The organism is Pseudomonas fluorescens NCIMB 11764, from assembly GCF_000293885.2.
Classification (GTDB): Bacteria; Pseudomonadota; Gammaproteobacteria; order Pseudomonadales; family Pseudomonadaceae; genus Aquipseudomonas; species Aquipseudomonas fluorescens_B.
This window is the reverse complement of record NZ_CP010945.1, coordinates 5,146,845-5,163,127: the sequence shown is the minus strand read 5'-3', so window position 1 is coordinate 5,163,127 and position 16,283 is coordinate 5,146,845. Positions and strand designations below refer to the sequence as shown.

At 61.7% G+C, this 16,283-nt stretch carries 15 protein-coding genes; 9 read left to right on the top strand and 6 right to left on the bottom strand.

The genetic code is table 11. The features are described 5' to 3' along the window. Positions 1-47 precede the first annotated feature (47 nt). From B723_RS23415 to B723_RS23400, 4 genes are read right to left on the bottom strand one after another with little or no spacing between them, the layout of a single operon-like run. The gene (locus tag B723_RS23415; protein WP_017339464.1) at positions 48-839 is read right to left on the bottom strand and encodes an ABC transporter permease; all 792 of its coding nucleotides are present in this window, start codon (positions 837-839) and stop codon (positions 48-50) included. Further along, positions 836-1,567 carry an ABC transporter ATP-binding protein gene (locus tag B723_RS23410; protein WP_017339463.1) on the bottom strand — a complete coding sequence of 244 codons (732 nt, stop codon included), beginning with the start codon at positions 1,565-1,567 and terminating at the stop codon, positions 836-838. Before B723_RS23410 ends, B723_RS23415 begins: the two co-directional genes overlap by 4 nt. Beyond that, complete coding sequence (locus tag B723_RS23405) at positions 1,564-2,523, bottom strand: YVTN family beta-propeller repeat protein (protein WP_017339462.1); 960 nt, start codon at positions 2,521-2,523, stop codon at positions 1,564-1,566. The genes B723_RS23410 and B723_RS23405 overlap by 4 nt, the downstream gene beginning before the upstream one ends. 35 nt (positions 2,524-2,558) lie before the next feature. Further along, a complete protein-coding gene (locus B723_RS23400; RefSeq protein WP_017339461.1) occupies positions 2,559-3,743 on the bottom strand; it encodes an ABC transporter substrate-binding protein in 1,185 nt (394 codons plus the stop codon). Between the two features lie 157 nt (positions 3,744-3,900). On the opposite strand from B723_RS23400, the gene B723_RS33945 reads away from it, so the two are divergent. From B723_RS33945 to B723_RS23390, 3 genes are read left to right on the top strand one after another with little or no spacing between them, the layout of a single operon-like run. Then, positions 3,901-4,023, top strand: coding sequence for a hypothetical protein (locus B723_RS33945; protein WP_017339460.1), 123 nt, complete (start codon positions 3,901-3,903; stop codon positions 4,021-4,023). A 2-nt stretch (positions 4,024-4,025) separates the two neighbouring features. After that, on the top strand, positions 4,026-5,288 hold the full coding sequence (locus B723_RS23395) for a HAMP domain-containing sensor histidine kinase (RefSeq protein WP_017339459.1): 1,263 nt from the start codon (positions 4,026-4,028) through the stop codon (positions 5,286-5,288). Beyond that, positions 5,285-5,923, top strand: coding sequence for a response regulator (locus B723_RS23390; RefSeq protein WP_017339458.1), 639 nt, complete (start codon positions 5,285-5,287; stop codon positions 5,921-5,923). The genes B723_RS23395 and B723_RS23390 overlap by 4 nt, the downstream gene beginning before the upstream one ends. A 141-nt stretch (positions 5,924-6,064) precedes the next feature. Here B723_RS23390 and B723_RS23385 read toward each other — a convergent pair whose 3' ends face one another. Together B723_RS23385 and exaA are read right to left on the bottom strand one after the other, a co-directional pair. After that, the gene (locus B723_RS23385) at positions 6,065-6,715 is read right to left on the bottom strand and encodes a pentapeptide repeat-containing protein (RefSeq protein ID WP_017339457.1); all 651 of its coding nucleotides are present in this window, start codon (positions 6,713-6,715) and stop codon (positions 6,065-6,067) included. Positions 6,716-6,947: 232 nt separating this feature from the next. Then, the gene (exaA, locus tag B723_RS23380; RefSeq protein ID WP_017339456.1) at positions 6,948-8,840 is read right to left on the bottom strand and encodes a quinoprotein ethanol dehydrogenase; all 1,893 of its coding nucleotides are present in this window, start codon (positions 8,838-8,840) and stop codon (positions 6,948-6,950) included. Between the two features lie 254 nt (positions 8,841-9,094). Between exaA and pedF the strand changes: the two genes are divergently transcribed. The 6 genes from pedF to exaC all read left to right on the top strand — a co-directional run bounded on the left by pedF (position 9,095) and on the right by exaC (position 16,029). Then, entirely contained in the window at positions 9,095-9,556 is a 462-nt protein-coding gene (gene pedF, locus B723_RS23375; RefSeq protein WP_017339455.1) for a cytochrome c-550 PedF, read from the top strand. Between the two features lie 3 nt (positions 9,557-9,559). Next, on the top strand, positions 9,560-10,438 hold the full coding sequence (locus B723_RS23370) for a substrate-binding periplasmic protein (protein WP_017339454.1): 879 nt from the start codon (positions 9,560-9,562) through the stop codon (positions 10,436-10,438). Then, entirely contained in the window at positions 10,435-11,196 is a 762-nt protein-coding gene (locus B723_RS23365) for a quinoprotein dehydrogenase-associated SoxYZ-like carrier (RefSeq protein ID WP_017339453.1), read from the top strand. Before B723_RS23370 ends, B723_RS23365 begins: the two co-directional genes overlap by 4 nt. A 16-nt stretch (positions 11,197-11,212) precedes the next feature. Beyond that, entirely contained in the window at positions 11,213-12,151 is a 939-nt protein-coding gene (locus tag B723_RS23360) for a quinoprotein relay system zinc metallohydrolase 1 (protein ID WP_017339452.1), read from the top strand. A 272-nt stretch (positions 12,152-12,423) separates the two neighbouring features. Beyond that, a complete protein-coding gene (locus B723_RS23355; RefSeq protein WP_017339451.1) occupies positions 12,424-14,199 on the top strand; it encodes a PQQ-dependent methanol/ethanol family dehydrogenase in 1,776 nt (591 codons plus the stop codon). A 309-nt stretch (positions 14,200-14,508) separates the two neighbouring features. Next, a complete protein-coding gene (exaC, locus tag B723_RS23350) occupies positions 14,509-16,029 on the top strand; it encodes an acetaldehyde dehydrogenase ExaC (RefSeq protein WP_052909709.1) in 1,521 nt (506 codons plus the stop codon). Positions 16,030-16,283: the final 254 nt, after the last annotated feature.

The following is a 16,283-nucleotide window of genomic DNA, read 5'->3' as shown; positions in this document are numbered from 1 at the left end:
TTTTCCCCCGTGTTCAACACGAATCCCCTGTGGGAGCGACGGTTTTGTCAGTTGGCTTTGCGCAAGGCTGCATGCTGCGGGTTGAAGGTCAGTACCGCCAGCAGCGCGAACACCAGCGTCAACCCCGCGCACACTGTCAGCGCCAACGGATTGAAGCGTTCATACAGCGCAAACCGCACCAGCTCCACTGCATGGGTGAACGGGTTCACGGCGCACAACCAATACAGCCACTCGCTGGACTCGCGCATCTTCCACAGCGGATACAGCGCCGAGGACAGGAAAAAAAGCGGGAAGATCACGAAGTTCATCACCCCGGCGAAGTTCTCCAACTGGCGGATGGCGTTCGACAGCAACAACCCCAGCGCGCTGAGCATCAACGCCACCAGCAACAACGCCGGCAGGGCGATCAACAGTCCCATGGCCGGTGGCTGCACGCCGTACACCCAGGCAATCGCCAGAAAGGCGTACACCTGCAACAGCGAAATCAACGACGTCGCCAACAATTTGCTGCACAGCAGAAAGGTCCGGGGCAAGGGGCTGGTCAGCAGCACGCGCATGCTGCCCATTTCCCGGTCATAGACCATCGACAATGAACCTTGCATGCCATTGAACAGCAGAATCATGCAGGCCAGGCCAGGGATGATGTAGACCTCATACGGGATGTACGTGTCGTAGGGCTCGATAATGGCAATGCCCAGGGCCGCGCGAAAACCGGCGGCGAACACCAGCAGCCACAGCAACGGCCGGACGAGCGCACTGAGAAACCGCGTGCGCTGCAACACAAAACGCAGCCATTCACGCAGCACGATGCCGCTGAAACATTGCCAGTAAGCATTCATCGGGCGGCTCCGGAGGTGGTCAGGCGAGCGAAGGCGGAGCCGAGGTCGCCGCCGTGTTCCAGGCTCAGTGCATCGGCCTGTCCGCTGGCCACCAAATGCCCTTGGTGAAGAATCAGCAAATCATCGCTGGGCTGTACTTCATCCAGTAAATGGGTGGTCCAGAGCACACTGATGTGTTGCTCGCGGCACAAATTGCGGATGTGTTGATTGAGCGCCAGGCGACTGGCCGGATCGAGGCCGACGCTGGCCTCGTCGAGCAATAACAGACGTGGCTCATGCAGCAGCGCGCGGGCGATTTCCACCCGGCGACGATGTCCGCCATTGAGTTCGCGCACCCGCTCGCGCCGGCGTTCGGTCAGCGTTTGCCGCGCCAGTTCGGCGTCGACCCGCAGGCTGGTCTGGCGGCGTGACATCCCATGCAGCGCGGCGTGATACCGCAGGTTCTGCTCGACGCTGAGGTCCAGGTCCAGGGTACTTTGCTGAAACACCACACCCAGTTGTCTCAGCGCCGGGCGCGGCGCGTTACGCAGTGAACAACCGCCGACGCGGATGTCGCCACGCTGCAAATCGTAGAGCCGGGTGAGCAGTGCGATCAGGGTCGATTTTCCTGCCCCGTTGGGCCCCAGCAGCGCCGCGAAACGCCCTGGCTCCAGGCAGAAACTCACCTGGCGCAACGCCTCGCGCGCGCCATAGGCAAAGCTCAGGTCGCTGACTTCCAGCGCGTTCATGGCGTCACCACCACGCCCCACGGATAACGCCCGACCTTCACCGATTTGCTCACTTTGAGGCTGTCGACATCGATCACCGACACATCGCCGCTGACACCATTGGTCGCCAGCAATTGCTTCTGATCCGGGGTAAACGCCATCTGCCAGACGCGGCGGCCGACCAGCAGATAGTCGAGGATCTCGAAGGTTTTGGCATCGATCACCGCCACATGATTGGCCGGGCCAAGCGCGACGAAACCGTACTTGCCGTCGGCGCTGAGTTTGATGCCCACCGGCTGCACCTTGTCCGGGTGCACGCCTTTGATCTGGAAGGTCAAGGTCTTGAGCACCTGGCGGGTCGCGACGTCGAGAATGGTCACGGTGCCGCCGATTTCAGCCGAGGCCCAAAGTTGTTTGCCATCGGGCGCGAACTCGACGAAACGCGGTCGCTGATCCACCAGCGTGCTGTCGGCCAGGGTCTGGGTGCTGGTGTCGATCCAGTGCAGCATGTTGGTGGTTTCGCTGGTGTTTACCGCCCATTTGCCGTCGGGGCTGACCGCCATGCCTTCGGGTTCGACGCCGACGTTGATCTGGCCCAGCACCTTGGAAGTCTCGGTGTCGATCACTGTCACCAAAGCATCGTCCTCGTTGGAAACGTAGAGCCAGCGATTGTTCGGGTGCAGGGCGAATTGCTCGGGGTCCTTGCCTGAAGGCAGTTCCTTGATGATCTTGCGCGTGGCGACGTCCATTACCTGAACCCGGTCCGAATCGCTGGCGCAGATGTACAGCAGCTTGCTGTCGTGGGACAGCAACAGACCGCGCGGGCGCTGGCCGACCGGCAGGGTGTCGGTGACTTGCAAGGTCTGCATGTCGATCAGGCTGAGGCTGTTGTCTTTCTCGTTCGAGACCCAGGCGGTGCTGGCCACGGCATGCCCGGCAGCGAGCAGCAGGGCGCATGAAAGCAGGGTGCGGCGCATGGCAGATTCCTTATTGTTGTCGTTGTTGTGGAAGATCAGGGAAAGCGGCAGCTGACTTCGGGCTTGTCGTAACCGAGGCTGTCCATTTCGTTGAAAGGGTGCAGAAAGCCGTCCTGCGGCGAGGTGCTGACCAGCGCCCGGGGCTGGACGATGGGGATCGGCTGGCGCAACTGGCCGTTCCACGGGCGATAACTGAGCTTGCGACCCTTGAAACCATCCAGTGGCAATTGATCGCTGATTTCCAGCGTGCGGATCGCCATCGGATCGGTCTGACGCAATTTGCTCACTGCACTGGCGATGCTGCGCACGGCTATCCACGCGGCAAAGTCGCGGTCGTTCATCCAGCGCCCGGCCATGGCTTCGAAGCGCTTTTGCAGTTGGGCGGCGCCGTAGGTTTCCACGGTCTTGTGCCAACCCACCGGGGTCAGGCCTTGAGTGCCGGCCACCGGGCGCGGATACCAGGTCTGGTAGGGCACGTATTCGCCGAAGTCTCCGCGTTCATCGGCCACCAGCACCACGTCGTACTCGGCAGTCTGGGTGAACAGCGGCATGTCGGCCTGGGCGCTGCGGCGCTGGTCGTTATCGAAACTCCAGGCTTTTTCCGCGACCAGTTGCACGCCGAAGCGCTTCGCCGAGCGGCGCAGGGCGGCGGCATAGGCTTGATCGTCAGCGGTCGGGCCGACGATCAGCAGCGCCCGTTGCCATTTGCGCACCACCAGAAACTGCGCCAGCGCATCGGCCAGCATCGCTCGGCTCGGCAGCGTGTGCAGCACGTTCGGCAAGCAGTCGGTGGTGCGCAGGCTGTCATCCGGGCTGCCAGCGTTGAACAGCAAACTGTCGGGCAGTGCGGCGCTGAGTTGGCGAAGGCTGGCCACGGGGGCGTTCACCACAAACAGGCGCAGACCTTGCGCGTGCTGAGTCTTGGCGGCTTCAAGCAAGGCCTCGGGACTGTCGACGTTGGCGCTGGACAGGCTGTAACTGTGGTTGAGAAAGCTCCCGGTGCTGTTGCTGTCGGTGATCGCCAGCTCGGCGCCACGCCCTCCGGCATCGACCGGCTCGGGAATCACGTTGGACAGCAACGGTCCCGGATCAGGGCGATAACCCAGGTAGCCGATCTGCACCTGCAAGGGCGCGTCGGCCGCCTGGCTCTGGGTCGCCAGCCCGGCGGCGCAGGCAATCGCCAGCACGTAGATCAGGGCGTAAGGGGCAAGCTGGCGCATAAGGCACTCCACGGGGGTTAGCGCCAGCATAGGAAGCCTGAGGACAGGATGAAATATGCAGAAAGTACCAGTGAGGCAGTACCAAGGTAGTAACTCGCCGAGGGCGGCGCGGTTTTAGCATGGACAACAACGGCCATCACTCTGGAGGAGATCGACCATGCGTATTCTCAAAGCGCTGCTCCTGCCGTTACTGCTGATCCTGAGTCTGATCGGCGTCGACAAGCTCCACAGCCCGCGCCCCGCGTCGCTGCAGGTCTTGCCCGCGACACCGGGGCGCTAGGCATGTCAGCGCTGTGGCGGATCAACCTCTGGGTCTGCGGATTCTTCGCCCTGGTCACCTTTGCGTGCATGGGCTTGCTGGTGCACCAGGCGCTGGCGGATGTGGAGCGTGAGCTGCAATCCGCCGAGGCGGTGGTCGAATACTTGAGCGAAACTGCCGAGCGTGATCCCGTCAGCCTGCAACCACGGCTGACGCAAAGTCTGCGTCACGTACGGGTGCGCTGGCTCGAACCGGGCGAGGCGGCACAACTGCCGACGCAGGACGGGCTCGACGCCTGGCTCGGGCGATTGCTGTTTGCCGAGGCCCGACACCACGCGCGGGTCCTGGATTTGCAGGATGGCCGACGCGTGCAGATCGCGGTCGACCCACGGGATGAAATCGATGAAGTCTGGGATTCCCTCCAGCAATTACTGAGCCTGTGCGGTCTGGCGTTGTTGTTGAGTCTGTTGACCATTCGCTGGGCCGTGCGCCGGGGCATGGGCCTGCTCGACGAGTTGCTGCGCGCGTTGCGGCAGGTCTCCGGCGGCCAGCTCAAGGTGCGATTGCGTGTACAAGGACTGCCGGAAGCGCAGCAACTGGCGACGCATTTCAACCGCATGACCGAAGCGCTGGAACAGGCATGCGCCGACAACACGCAACTGACCCAGACCTTGCTGGCGGTGCAGGAACAGGAACGCACCCATCTGGCGCAGACCCTGCACGACGACCTCGGTCAATACCTGGCGGGGATTCGGGCTCAGGCCTGTCTGTTGCGGTTGGTCGCCGATCAACCCGACACCGTTGAGCGCACGGTGCGTGAGCTGGAGCACAACTGCGAACACCTTCAACACGGTTTCAGAGCGTTGGTTCACGACCTCTACCCGGTGGTGTTGCAACACCTGCCACTGGCCGAAGCCCTCGGGTTGCTGGTGGAACACTGGCAAGCCCGACAAGGGATCGATTGCCGGTTACGGGTCAGCGCGCACTTGCCGTCGTTGTCCGCACCGGACAAGACCCATCTCTACCGCCTGTTGCAAGAAGCCTTGACCAACGTCGCCCGCCACGCCGGTGCCAGTGAAGTGCGGGTGCGCCTGCACCACCGTGGCGGGCGGTTGCGCTTGCTGGTGCGTGACAACGGTTGCGGTGCGCACCCGCCACAGCGACCGGGCGTCGGTTTGTATTCGATGTTCGAGCGCGCTCGCAGTCTGGGCGGCGAGCTATGCATCATCAGCCACCCCGGCGCCGGTTGGGCGCTGGCCTTGAGCATGCCTTTGGAGGCGTCATGAATATTCTGCTGGTGGATGACCATGCGGTGGTCCGTCAGGGCTACGCGAGTTTGTTGCGCGCGTTGTTGCCGGCGATGGAAGTGCGTGAAGCCGCAACGGGTGAAGAGGCGCTGACCAAGGTTCAGGAAGCCGTGCCGAATCTGGTGATCATGGATTTCGGCTTGCCGGGGATCAGCGGGCTGGAAACCACGCGCCGCCTGCGACAGCGCCTGCCGCAATTGCGCGTGCTGTTTTTCAGCATGCACGATGAGCTGCCGTTGGTGCGCCAGGCACTGGACGCGGGCGCCTCGGGCTACCTGACCAAAAGCTCGGCGCCGGATGTATTGATCGAGGCTGTGCGGCGCATCCTCGCCGGCCACGCGTACATCGAACAACCGCTGGCGACTCAACTGGTCTGTCATCCGCAGCAGGACGCCAGCGATCCGCGTTTGCAGAGCATGACCCAGCGTGAACTGGAGATTTTCGTGATGCTCGCCAAAGGCACCCCGGCCCGGTTGATTGCCGAGCAGTTGAGCATCAGCAGCAAGACCGTCTCCAATCACCTGACCTTGCTCAAGAGCAAATTGCAGGTCAGTTCCCACGCCGAGCTGGTGCATTTGGGGATTGATATGGGGGTGGTGCGGGTGGCGAGATGATTCAATCCACGGCAAGACCCTGTGGAAGCGAGCCTGCTCGCGATGAGGGCATAACATTCAACATTGATATTGGCTGCCATACCGTCATCGCGAGCAGGCTCGCTCTCTCAGGAGGTCTGTGTTGCATTGTCGATTCGGGTCTCACTTGTTCCACGTCGTCGGGCAGCCGCTGCAACCCTCCATATTCGCATCCTGAAAATTCGTATAATGCTGGCGCGAGCCATTGAGGTTCGCCTGCTCCAGGTTGCTTTCGCCAAACTTGGCCTCCTGCAGATTGGCATCGCTAAGATCCGCGCCTTTGAGATCAGCCTTGCTCAGCCAGGTCATCTCCAGGTCGGCCGCCCGGAGGTTGGCGTTGTGCAATCTGGCCCCGGAGAGCCGGGCGAATTGCAGATAGGCGCCGCTGAGGTTGGCGTCTTCGAATTGCGCGCCTTGGGCGAACATTCCCCAACCCTGAATCGCCATCAGCGTCGCGCCGGTGAAATCGGCGAGACGCAGGTTGCTCTGTTGCAGGCTGGCCCGGGTCAGGTTGGCGCCTTGCAGCTGGGTTTTTTCCAGATTGGCGAGGTCGAGGCGGGCGTGACGCAAGTCGGCATCGCGCAGGTCAGCGCCGCTGAGGTTCATGTTGCGCAGGTCCTGATTGCTCAGGTTGGCGCCTTTAAGATTGGCGCCGGGGCAGGGGCTGTGTTCGGCGATGGTGCAGCCGTTGATGATCAACGGGGTGTCTTCGCCGTCATCGGTGGCGTAAGCCGGAAGTGCAGTCAGCAACAGTATCAAAGGTAGATAGTTCATGGCAGGTCCTCGGAATGGAGAGTCGGCGGGATACACAAAACTGTGGCCAGGCAGGTTCCTGTGGCGAGGGAGCTTGCTCCCGCTCGACTGCGAAGCAGTCGCAAACCCGGACAACCCGGTATTGCTGAAGTATGGAGGGGCCGCTTCGCGACCCAGCGGGAGCAAGCTCCCTCGCCACAGAAGGGCTTGCTGAATACAGGCAAGCCCCCTGTGACTACAGGGGGGAGGCGTGTTACTTCTTCGCCACCTTGCTATCCCAGCTCGGAATCTTGAACACCCAGAACGACCCGCCCTGAGCCACCGGTTTGGTCAGCTCGGCCATGTCGCCGCCCCACAACGGCACCGCACCGCCATACCCGACGGTCACACCGATGTACTGCTCGCCGTCCTGTTCCCAGGTGATCGGCGGCGAGACGATGCCGCTGCCGGTCTGGAACTTCCACAGCTCCTTGCCGGTTTTCGCGTCGAAGGCCTTGAAGAAACCATCGCCGGTGCCGGTGAACACCAGGTTGCCCTTGGTCGCCAGCACGCCGGCCCACAGTGGCAGGGGTTCCTTGTGCTCCCACACCACTTTGCCGGTGGTCGGGTTCATCGCGCGCAAGGTGCCGACGTGATCGTCGTACATACGCTTGATGCGGAAACCCATGCCCAGATACGCCGAGCCTTTCTTGTAGTTGACCTCTTCGGTCCAGTATTCCTCTTTCCATTGGTTGCCCGGAATGTAGAACAGCCCGGTGTCCTGGCTGTAGGCCATCGGGTTCCAGTTTTTGCCGCCAAGGAACGGCGGCGACACTTCAACCGGTTTGCCTTTGGTTTCGCCCGGCAGCGGTTTCGCCGGACGCTGGCCTTCGTTCTCGACCGGCCGCCCGGTCTTCAGGTCGATGTGGCTGGCCCAGGTGATGTTGTCGACGAAGGGGAAGGCGTTCTGCAATTTGCCGTTGTTGCGGTCGACGACGTAGAAGAAACCGTTGCGGTCGGCGTGGCCGGTGGCCTTGACCGCTTTGCCGTCCTTGTCCTTGTAGTCGAACAGCACCAGCTCGTTGTTGCCGGAGAAATCCCAGGCATCGTTCGGGGTGTGCTGGTAGAACCATTTCACCTCGCCGGTGCTCGGGTCGACGCCGACCTGGCCCGAGGTGTAGAGGCTGTCGTAATCGTGCGGGTTGCCATCCTTGGCGGTGCGCGCCCAGGTATTCCACGGGCCAGGGTTGCCGGCGCCGACGATGATGGTGTTGGTTTCCGGATCGAAACTGGCGCTCTGCCAAGGGGCGCCGCCGCCGTGGCTCCAGGCTTCGACCTTGCCGGTTTCGGTGGTCGGATCGTTCGGCCAGGACGGCGCCTTGACGTCACCGGTCGGGGTACTGTCCTTGCCGTTCAAACGACCCATGTGGCCTTCGACGAAAGGCCGCATCCACACTTCTTCGCCGGTGTCCGGGTCGCGGGCAAACAGTTGCCCGACCACGCCGAACTCATCGCCGGAACTGCCATGAATCAGCAGTACCTTGCCGCTGGTCTTGTCCTTGATCAGCACCGGGGCGCCAGTCATGGTGTAGCCGGCGGCGTGGTCGCCGAATTTCTTGTTCCACACCACTTTGCCGGTGTTCTTGTCCAGCGCGATCAGGCGCGCGTCGAGGGTGCCGAAGTAGATTTTGTCGCCATAGATCGCCGCCCCGCGATTGACCACATCGCAGCACGGACGAATGTTGTCCGGCAGGCGATGGTTGTAGGTCCACAGGCGCTTGCCGGTCTTGGCATCGAGGGCAAATACCCGCGAGTACGAACCGGTGACGTACACCACGCCGTCACTGACGATCGCCTGGGATTCCTGGCCGCGCTGCTTCTCATCGCCGAATGAATAGGACCAGGCGGGCGTCAGTTTGAATACGTTCTTGTCGTTGACTTGGGCCAACGGGCTCCAGCGCTGGGCGTTGGTGCCCATACCGTATTGCAGAACATCCTTGGTGGTCAGGTGATCGTTGGCAATGTCTTCCCAGCTCACGTTGTGTGTCGGCTTCGCGGGTTCGGTCGCGGCTTGGCCGGCAGCGCTCAGGGTCAGGCTGCTCACCAGCAAAAAGGCTTGCACGGCGAGGGTCAAAGGGGAAAGGGCGGGTAGCGATCTTATTGTCATGGTTGCAGTTCCCAGTGGAGGTTTTGGCCTGCACAGGGTGGTGTGTCCGACGGGGTGGCGAATACGGAAAAAGTCCCGCTGTTGCCGGGAATATTTCCCATGCGGCACCTGATTTGGGTGTGCGCCACAAGCCCTACTACCAAGGTACTGGACGGCGGCCACCAAAGCAGCATGGGGCTTGCGTGAAACGCTTCCTAAGATGGTTGCCATAGCCTCTGCCAAGAGGTTTTGCGTGCAATCCTGAGGGCATAACAATGACAACAAAACGCAACGCCTTGCTCGTTGCCGGACTGCTGGCCGGCTTTATCAGTGCAGGTTCAGTCTGGGCCCACGGCAACGTGGTGCCACAAGCCGTCGAAACCAAGGGACTGACCCCGATCAAGGACGCCGGCGTGCAGGTTGATGGCGATGGCTGGGCGGCAGTAAACCCTTACCGTACGACAGCCGAGCACGATAAAGCCGTCGAAATCGGCTCATCGGCCTACAACCAGAACTGCGCGGCCTGTCATGGTCTGGAAGCGAAATCTGGCGGGATCGCCCCTGATTTGCGCATGCTCGACGTCGGCGAGGCCGGTGATGAATGGTTCGTCGAACGGGTCCGCCACGGCGCCGTGAGGGACGGCCGGGTGTACATGCCAAAGATGGCTGATTACCTGAGTCAGGAAGCCCTGTGGGCTGTGCGCACTTACCTGGACAGCGTTCACGTCGAGGAGTAATGCATGCGCCTGCTCGCTGTGTTGATCAGCGCTGTGCTGCTGTGCTGCCAGGTGGTGCAGGCGCAGATTCGTACCTATGACGAAATGATCGCTGCCGGGGAGCTGAAGGTGGCGGTCTACAAAGACTTTGCTCCCTACAGTTTCGAAGACGCCGGCCAGCCCCGTGGTGTGGATGTCGAACTGGCCGAGGCCTTGGCCAAAGCCCTTGGCGTTCACTTGAAACTGATCTGGGCGCCTGCCGGCGAGAAGCTCGACGACGACCTGCGCGACTACATCTGGCGCGCCAGCCAGTTGCACGATCTGCAACTGGCCGACCTGATGATGCGCGTGCCCTATGACCAGGATTACGCGCGCAAGCGCAACGAACTGGGCGAGCTGGAAAACGGCCATGTGGTGATGTTCGGTCCGTACCAGAACGAGCAATGGCAGGTCGCGTATGACCGCCGTCGGCTGGAGTCGGTGGGCAGCGTCGCGGTGTTCGAGCACCACCCGATTGGCGTCGAGGTCGACAGCGTGCCGTCGTTCTACCTGACCTCGGTGTTCAGCGGCATGCTCGCCGGCAAAACCCGCCACTATCCCGGTGTGCCCCAGGCGTTCGCGGCCATGAAGGCCGGTGAAGTAGACGCGGTCATGGCGATGCGCGGCGAGATCGACTGGCAGGTTCACGAGGCGGCGGACCCGCAACTCGCGCTGGCGGAAAACGCCTATCCGAACATGGGCAAGCAACTCTGGGAGATCGGCATGGCGGTGCACGAAAGCAATCGTCAATTGGCCTATGCCGTGGAAGAAACCCTGGAAACCTTGATCCGTGAAGGCTCGGTCAAAGCCATTTACGCCCGTTACGGCCTGCGCTATGACGTGCCGGAGATGTATCAACAGTGAACTGGAGCGCGTTTTGCCTGTTGGCCTGCTGGCTACCCTTGGCCGCGCACGCGGCAGTCATCGAACCGGGCAAAGACCCGGTGCCGTCGGTGATGTGGGCCTTCTATCACAAGCAAATGCTTGGCGATGCGCCGTTCGTGTTCGACGAGCGGGTCAAGCTGATGGCGCCGCCGTTCGCCGAAGATGCCCGGCAAGTGCCGCTGGAAATCGACGCCCGGGCGTTCAAGGGCGAGGTGGTAAAAATCCTTGCCTGGGCCGAGCTTAATCCGTTGCCGAAAATTGTCGATTTTCAACCGCTGGATCGCGTGCTGCCGTGGCTGTCGATCCGCATTCGTGTCGAACAAGCCACGCCGTTGCGTGCAGCGGTGCTGACCCGCGATGGATTGTGGCATGTCGGCTCGACCCTGATCGATGCGGCGGGCGGCGGCTGCACGGCGCCCAGCGTGGTGCGCACCCAGCCGGGTTGGGAAGAACACATTGGCGAAGTCATCGGCGGGCGCTACCCGCGTGGCGAATACAGCCGCTTGCGCTTGCAGGTGGCGCATCCGATGGACAACGGCATGGTCAGCGGTATCCCGGAATTCTTCATCAACCATGCCGAGTTGCGCGATCACAACGACCGGTTGCTGGCCCGTCTCGAACTGTTTCCCGCCGTCAGCGAAAACCCCAGCCTGGCGTTCGACATTGAAGGGGCAGGGCAGACGCGCTTGTTGCTGCGCGACAACAGCGGCAACCAGTTTGATGCGGCCATACCCTGACTCAAAGGAGCGCGTGATGCGCTGGATGCTGCTGTTGTTCATGAGCCTGAGCCTTCCTGCGTTGGCCGATCTCGACTATTCACTCAAGCCCCGGCAGATCGCCGCAGACACCTGGCTGCTGGAAGGCAGCACCGACAATTTCGCCAAGGACAACGGTGGCAACATCGTCAACACCGCGTTCATCGTCACCGAACGCGGCGTGGTGGTGATCGACACCGGGCCGTCCAGGCGATACGGCGAAGCGATGCGCAAAGCGATTGCCGCGACCACCGACAAACCGGTGATCCAGGTGCTGCTGACCCATCATCATCCCGATCATGTGCTGGGCAATCAGGCCTTCAGTGACGTGCCGATTGGCGCGTTGGGCGGTACAGCCGAGCTGTTGAAACAGCAGGGCGATGCCATGGCCGAGAATATGTACCGACTGGTGGGCGACTGGATGCGTGGCACCGAAGTGGTGTTGCCGACCGAGACGCTGACGCCGGGCGTGCGAACTTTTGGGAATCACGATCTGCGTCTGCTGAGCCTGGGTGGGCACACGGGCGCTGATCTGGCTATTCTCGACCAGACAACCGGCGTGCTGTTTGCCGGGGATCTGGTGTTTTATCAACGGGCGCTGACCACGCCCAACAGTCCGGGTTTGTCGGTGTGGCTGGCGGACATTGCGACGCTGCAAGGCTTGCCGTGGACGCTCATCGTCCCCGGCCACGGCCCGGTCGCCACGGACGCAAAACCCTTCGAGCAAATGCGCGATTACCTGGGCTGGCTCGATCAACTGATGCGTGATGGCGCGGCCAATGGCAGCGACATGGGCGAGATGATCCGCAGTCCCATCCCTGAACGGTTCGCCAGTATCAGCCTGAGTCGCTATGAGCTGATTCGCAGCGTCAGTCATCTCTACCCGCGCTACGAGCGCGCACAAATGCCCCGAGTCGATTCCGCCCCAACCAAGTGAAAACACGCAACCCTGTGTGAGCGAGCCTGCTCGCGATAGCGGTGTAGCAGTCGATAAAGATATCGACTGTCAGGCCCTCATCGCGAGCAGGCTCGCTCCCACAGGGAACTGGTGTCGATCACAAAAACCGGTGTTCATCTCCTCCGACCCGCTACTAAGGAACTAGCAATCTCCGCACTGCGGGCAATTGTTGCAAGGGCGGCGGCGCCCAAGAATCTGCACCAGACCGGGAAAATTTCCCGGGTATAACAAAAACCGCAGAGGCAGCCGTCATGACCCAACCCGCACGTCGCCAACCCTTCGTCTTGAGCCTGTTGCTCAGTGCCATGCTGTTGTCCGGCACGGCATTGGCCGCCGTCACCGATCAGGACATTCTCCAGGACCCCAAGAACCCGGAGCAGATCGTCACCAACGGTCTGGGCGTCCAGGGTCAGCGCTACAGCCCGCTCGACACCCTCAACGTCAACAACGTGAAGGATTTGCGGCCGGTCTGGGCCTTCTCCTTCGGCGGCGAAAAACAACGCGGTCAGCAAGCACAGCCGATGATCAAGGACGGCGTGATGTACATGACCGGTTCCTACTCGCGGGTGTTTGCGGTGGACGCGCGCACCGGCAAGAAGCTCTGGCAATACGATGCGCGCCTGCCCGATGACATCCGCCCGTGCTGCGACGTGATCAACCGGGGCGTGGCGCTGTACGGCGACCTGGTGTTCTTCGGCACCCTCGACGCCAAACTCGTGGCGCTGAACAAAGACACCGGCAAAGTCGTCTGGAGCAAGAAAGTCGCCGACCACAAGGAAGGCTATTCCATCAGCGCGGCGCCGCTGGTGATCAACGGCAAGCTGATTACCGGTGTGGCCGGTGGCGAGTTCGGGGTGGTCGGCAAGATCGAAGCCTATGACCCAAAAAATGGCGACTTGCTGTGGAGTCGCCCGACCGTCGAAGGGCACATGGGTTATGTCTACAAGGACGGCAAAGCCGTGGAGAACGGCATTTCCGGTGGCGAAGCGGGCAAGACCTGGCCGGGCGATCTGTGGAAAACCGGCGGCGCGGCACCTTGGCTGGGCGGTTACTACGATCCGGAAACCAATCTGCTGCTGTTCGGCACCGGCAACCCGGCGCCGTGGAACTCGCACCTGCGTCCTGGCGACAACCTTTACTCCTCGTCACGTCTGGCGCTGAACCCTGACGACGGCACGATCAAATGGCACTTCCAGAGCACGCCCCACGACGGTTGGGACTATGACGGCGTGAACGAGCTGGTCTCGTTCAACTACACCGAAGGCGGTAAGGAAATCAAAGCGGCGGCAACTGCCGACCGTAACGGTTTCTTCTACGTGCTGGACCGCACCAACGGCAAATTCATTCGCGGCTTCCCGTTCGTGGACAAGATCACCTGGGCCACCGGGCTCGATAAAGAGGGCCGGCCGATCTACAACGAGGCCAGCCGTCCTGGCGCACCGGGCACTGAAGCCAAAGGCAGTTCGGTGTTCGTCGCCCCGGCGTTCCTCGGCGCGAAAAACTGGATGCCGATGGCCTACAACAAGGACACCGGGCTGTTCTACGTACCGTCCAACGAATGGGGCATGGACATCTGGAACGAAGGCATTGCCTACAAGAAAGGCGCGGCGTTCCTCGGTGCCGGTTTCACCATCAAGCCGTTGAACGAAGACTACATCGGCGTACTGCGCGCCATCGACCCGAAAACCGGCAAGGAAGTCTGGCGTCACAAGAACTTCGCGCCGCTGTGGGGCGGGGTGCTGACCACCAAGGGCAACCTGGTATTCACCGGCACGCCGGAAGGTTTCCTCCAGGCATTCAACGCCAAGACCGGCGAGAAAGTCTGGGAATTCCAGACCGGCTCCGGCGTGCTGGGTTCGCCCGTGACCTGGGAAATGGATGGCGAGCAGTACGTCTCGGTGCTGTCCGGTTGGGGCGGTGCTGTTCCGCTGTGGGGTGGTGAAGTGGCCAAGCGCATCAAGGACTTCAACCAGGGCGGCATGCTCTGGACGTTCAAGTTGCCGAAAGACCTGGTCGCCAAACACTGACCCAACCACCACAACCCTGGGGTAATGACGTACCTGTGGCGAGGGAGCTCGCTCCCGCTCGGCTGCGAAGCAGTCGTAAATCCGGCCTACGCGGTGTGACAGATAAACCGCAGCGTCTGGGTTCGGGAGCGCTTAGCACTCCAGCGGGAGCAAGCGCCCTCGCCACAAAAGCCTGCTGACCCGGCGGCGACTACTACCAAATAACGAGAACCCCCCTGCCAACGGCGCATTCGTTCGGCACGCGGGGCTCTCTACTATCGGTTCATCGCCTGTTTGCCCGACAGGCATCGACCCAGACAGAGGCTCACCATGATCTACGCACAACCCGGAACACCAGGCGCCGTCGTCACGTTCAAGGCGCGCTACGGCAACTTCATCGGTGGCGAGTTCGTCGCGCCAGTCAATGGCGAATACTTCACCAACACCTCGCCGGTCACCGGTGAAGTGATCGCCGAGTTCCCGCGCTCCAGCGCCGCCGACATCGACAAAGCCCTCGACGCCGCTCACGCCGCTGCCGATGCCTGGGGCAAAACCTCGGCGCAGGACCGCTCGTTGGTGCTGCTGAAAATCGCTGATCGCATCGAGCAGAATCTGGAAATCCTCGCCGTCACCGAAACCTGGGACAACGGCAAGGCCGTGCGCGAAACCCTGAATGCCGACGTGCCGCTGGCCGCCGACCATTTCCGCTACTTCGCCGGCTGCATTCGCGCGCAGGAAGGCGGCGCCGCCGAGATCAACGAGCTGACCACCGCCTATCATTTCCACGAACCGCTGGGCGTGGTCGGGCAAATCATTCCGTGGAACTTCCCGCTGCTGATGGCCGCGTGGAAACTCGCCCCGGCCCTGGCGGCCGGTAACTGTGTCGTGCTCAAACCGGCCGAGCAAACGCCGTTGTCGATCATGATCTTCGCCGAACTGATCGCCGACCTGCTGCCGGCCGGTGTGTTGAACATCGTGCAAGGTTTCGGTCGCGAAGCCGGTGAGGCGCTGGCCACCAGCAAGCGCATCGCCAAGATCGCCTTCACCGGTTCCACCCCGATTGGTGCGCACATCATGAAATGTGCGGCCGAGAACATCATTCCAAGCACCGTCGAACTGGGCGGCAAGTCGCCGAACATCTTCTTCGAAGACATCATGAACGCCGAGCCGCAGTTCATCGAGAAAGCCGCCGAAGGCCTGGTGCTCGCCTTCTTCAACCAGGGCGAAGTCTGCACCTGCCCATCGCGAGCGCTGGTGCAGGAATCGATCTACGACGACTTCATGAAAGTGGTGATGAAAAAGATCGTCAAGATCAAGCGCGGCAACCCGCTGGACACCGAAACCATGGTCGGCGCCCAGGCGTCGGAGCAGCAATACGACAAGATCCTCTCGTACTTGAAAATCGCCCAGGAGGAGGGCGCCGAACTGCTCACCGGCGGCGCGGCCGAGCGGCTCGAAGGCGACTTGTCGACCGGTTACTACATCCAGCCGACCCTGCTCAAGGGGCACAACAAGATGCGCGTGTTCCAGGAAGAAATCTTTGGTCCGGTGGTGGGCATCACCACGTTCAAGGACGAAGCCGAAGCCCTGGCGATTGCCAACGACAGCGAGTTCGGCCTCGGTGCCGGCCTGTGGACCCGCGACATCAACCGTGCGTACCGTATGGGTCGGGCGATCAAGGCCGGGCGTGTCTGGACCAACTGCTACCACCTGTACCCGGCGCACGCTGCGTTCGGTGGCTACAAGAAATCCGGTGTCGGCCGTGAAAACCACAAGATGATGCTCGATCACTATCAGCAGACCAAAAACCTGCTGGTGAGCTACGACATCAATCCGCTCGGGTTCTTCTAACCCCCGCAAGAACACCACAATCCCCCTGTGGGAGCGGGCTTGCTCGCGATGAGGCCAGTACATTCAACATTGATGTTGACTGTCACGCCGCCATCGCGAGCAGGCTCGCTCCCACATTGGTTTGTGTGTGCTTGAACTCCCCGCCATACCCCCTACCAACGCACCCCACAACCTCCTTCGAAAGTAGCATTCGGGCGCCTGCCGCCCCGTGCATTAATGGCTTTACCGGAATCGTCCGGCACAAGAAGAGGAAT

Excerpts from the sequence above, each read along its gene's own strand:
- B723_RS33945 (WP_017339460.1), top strand. The coding sequence starts at position 3,901 with ATGCGTATTCTCAAAGCGCTGCTCCTGCCGTTACTGCTGATCCTGAGT.
- B723_RS23395 (WP_017339459.1), top strand. The coding sequence starts at position 4,026 with ATGTCAGCGCTGTGGCGGATCAACCTCTGGGTCTGCGGATTCTTCGCC.
- B723_RS23415 (WP_017339464.1), bottom strand. The coding sequence starts at position 839 with ATGAATGCTTACTGGCAATGTTTCAGCGGCATCGTGCTGCGTGAATGG.
- B723_RS23410 (WP_017339463.1), bottom strand. The coding sequence starts at position 1,567 with ATGAACGCGCTGGAAGTCAGCGACCTGAGCTTTGCCTATGGCGCGCGC.
- B723_RS23385 (WP_017339457.1), bottom strand. The coding sequence starts at position 6,715 with ATGAACTATCTACCTTTGATACTGTTGCTGACTGCACTTCCGGCTTAC.
- exaA (WP_017339456.1), bottom strand. The coding sequence starts at position 8,840 with ATGACAATAAGATCGCTACCCGCCCTTTCCCCTTTGACCCTCGCCGTG.
- exaC (WP_052909709.1), top strand. The coding sequence starts at position 14,509 with ATGATCTACGCACAACCCGGAACACCAGGCGCCGTCGTCACGTTCAAG.
- B723_RS23405 (WP_017339462.1), bottom strand. The coding sequence starts at position 2,523 with ATGCGCCGCACCCTGCTTTCATGCGCCCTGCTGCTCGCTGCCGGGCAT.
- B723_RS23370 (WP_017339454.1), top strand. The coding sequence starts at position 9,560 with ATGCGCCTGCTCGCTGTGTTGATCAGCGCTGTGCTGCTGTGCTGCCAG.
- B723_RS23360 (WP_017339452.1), top strand. The coding sequence starts at position 11,213 with ATGCGCTGGATGCTGCTGTTGTTCATGAGCCTGAGCCTTCCTGCGTTG.
- B723_RS23390 (WP_017339458.1), top strand. The coding sequence starts at position 5,285 with ATGAATATTCTGCTGGTGGATGACCATGCGGTGGTCCGTCAGGGCTAC.
- pedF (WP_017339455.1), top strand. The coding sequence starts at position 9,095 with ATGACAACAAAACGCAACGCCTTGCTCGTTGCCGGACTGCTGGCCGGC.
- B723_RS23400 (WP_017339461.1), bottom strand. The coding sequence starts at position 3,743 with ATGCGCCAGCTTGCCCCTTACGCCCTGATCTACGTGCTGGCGATTGCC.
- B723_RS23355 (WP_017339451.1), top strand. The coding sequence starts at position 12,424 with ATGACCCAACCCGCACGTCGCCAACCCTTCGTCTTGAGCCTGTTGCTC.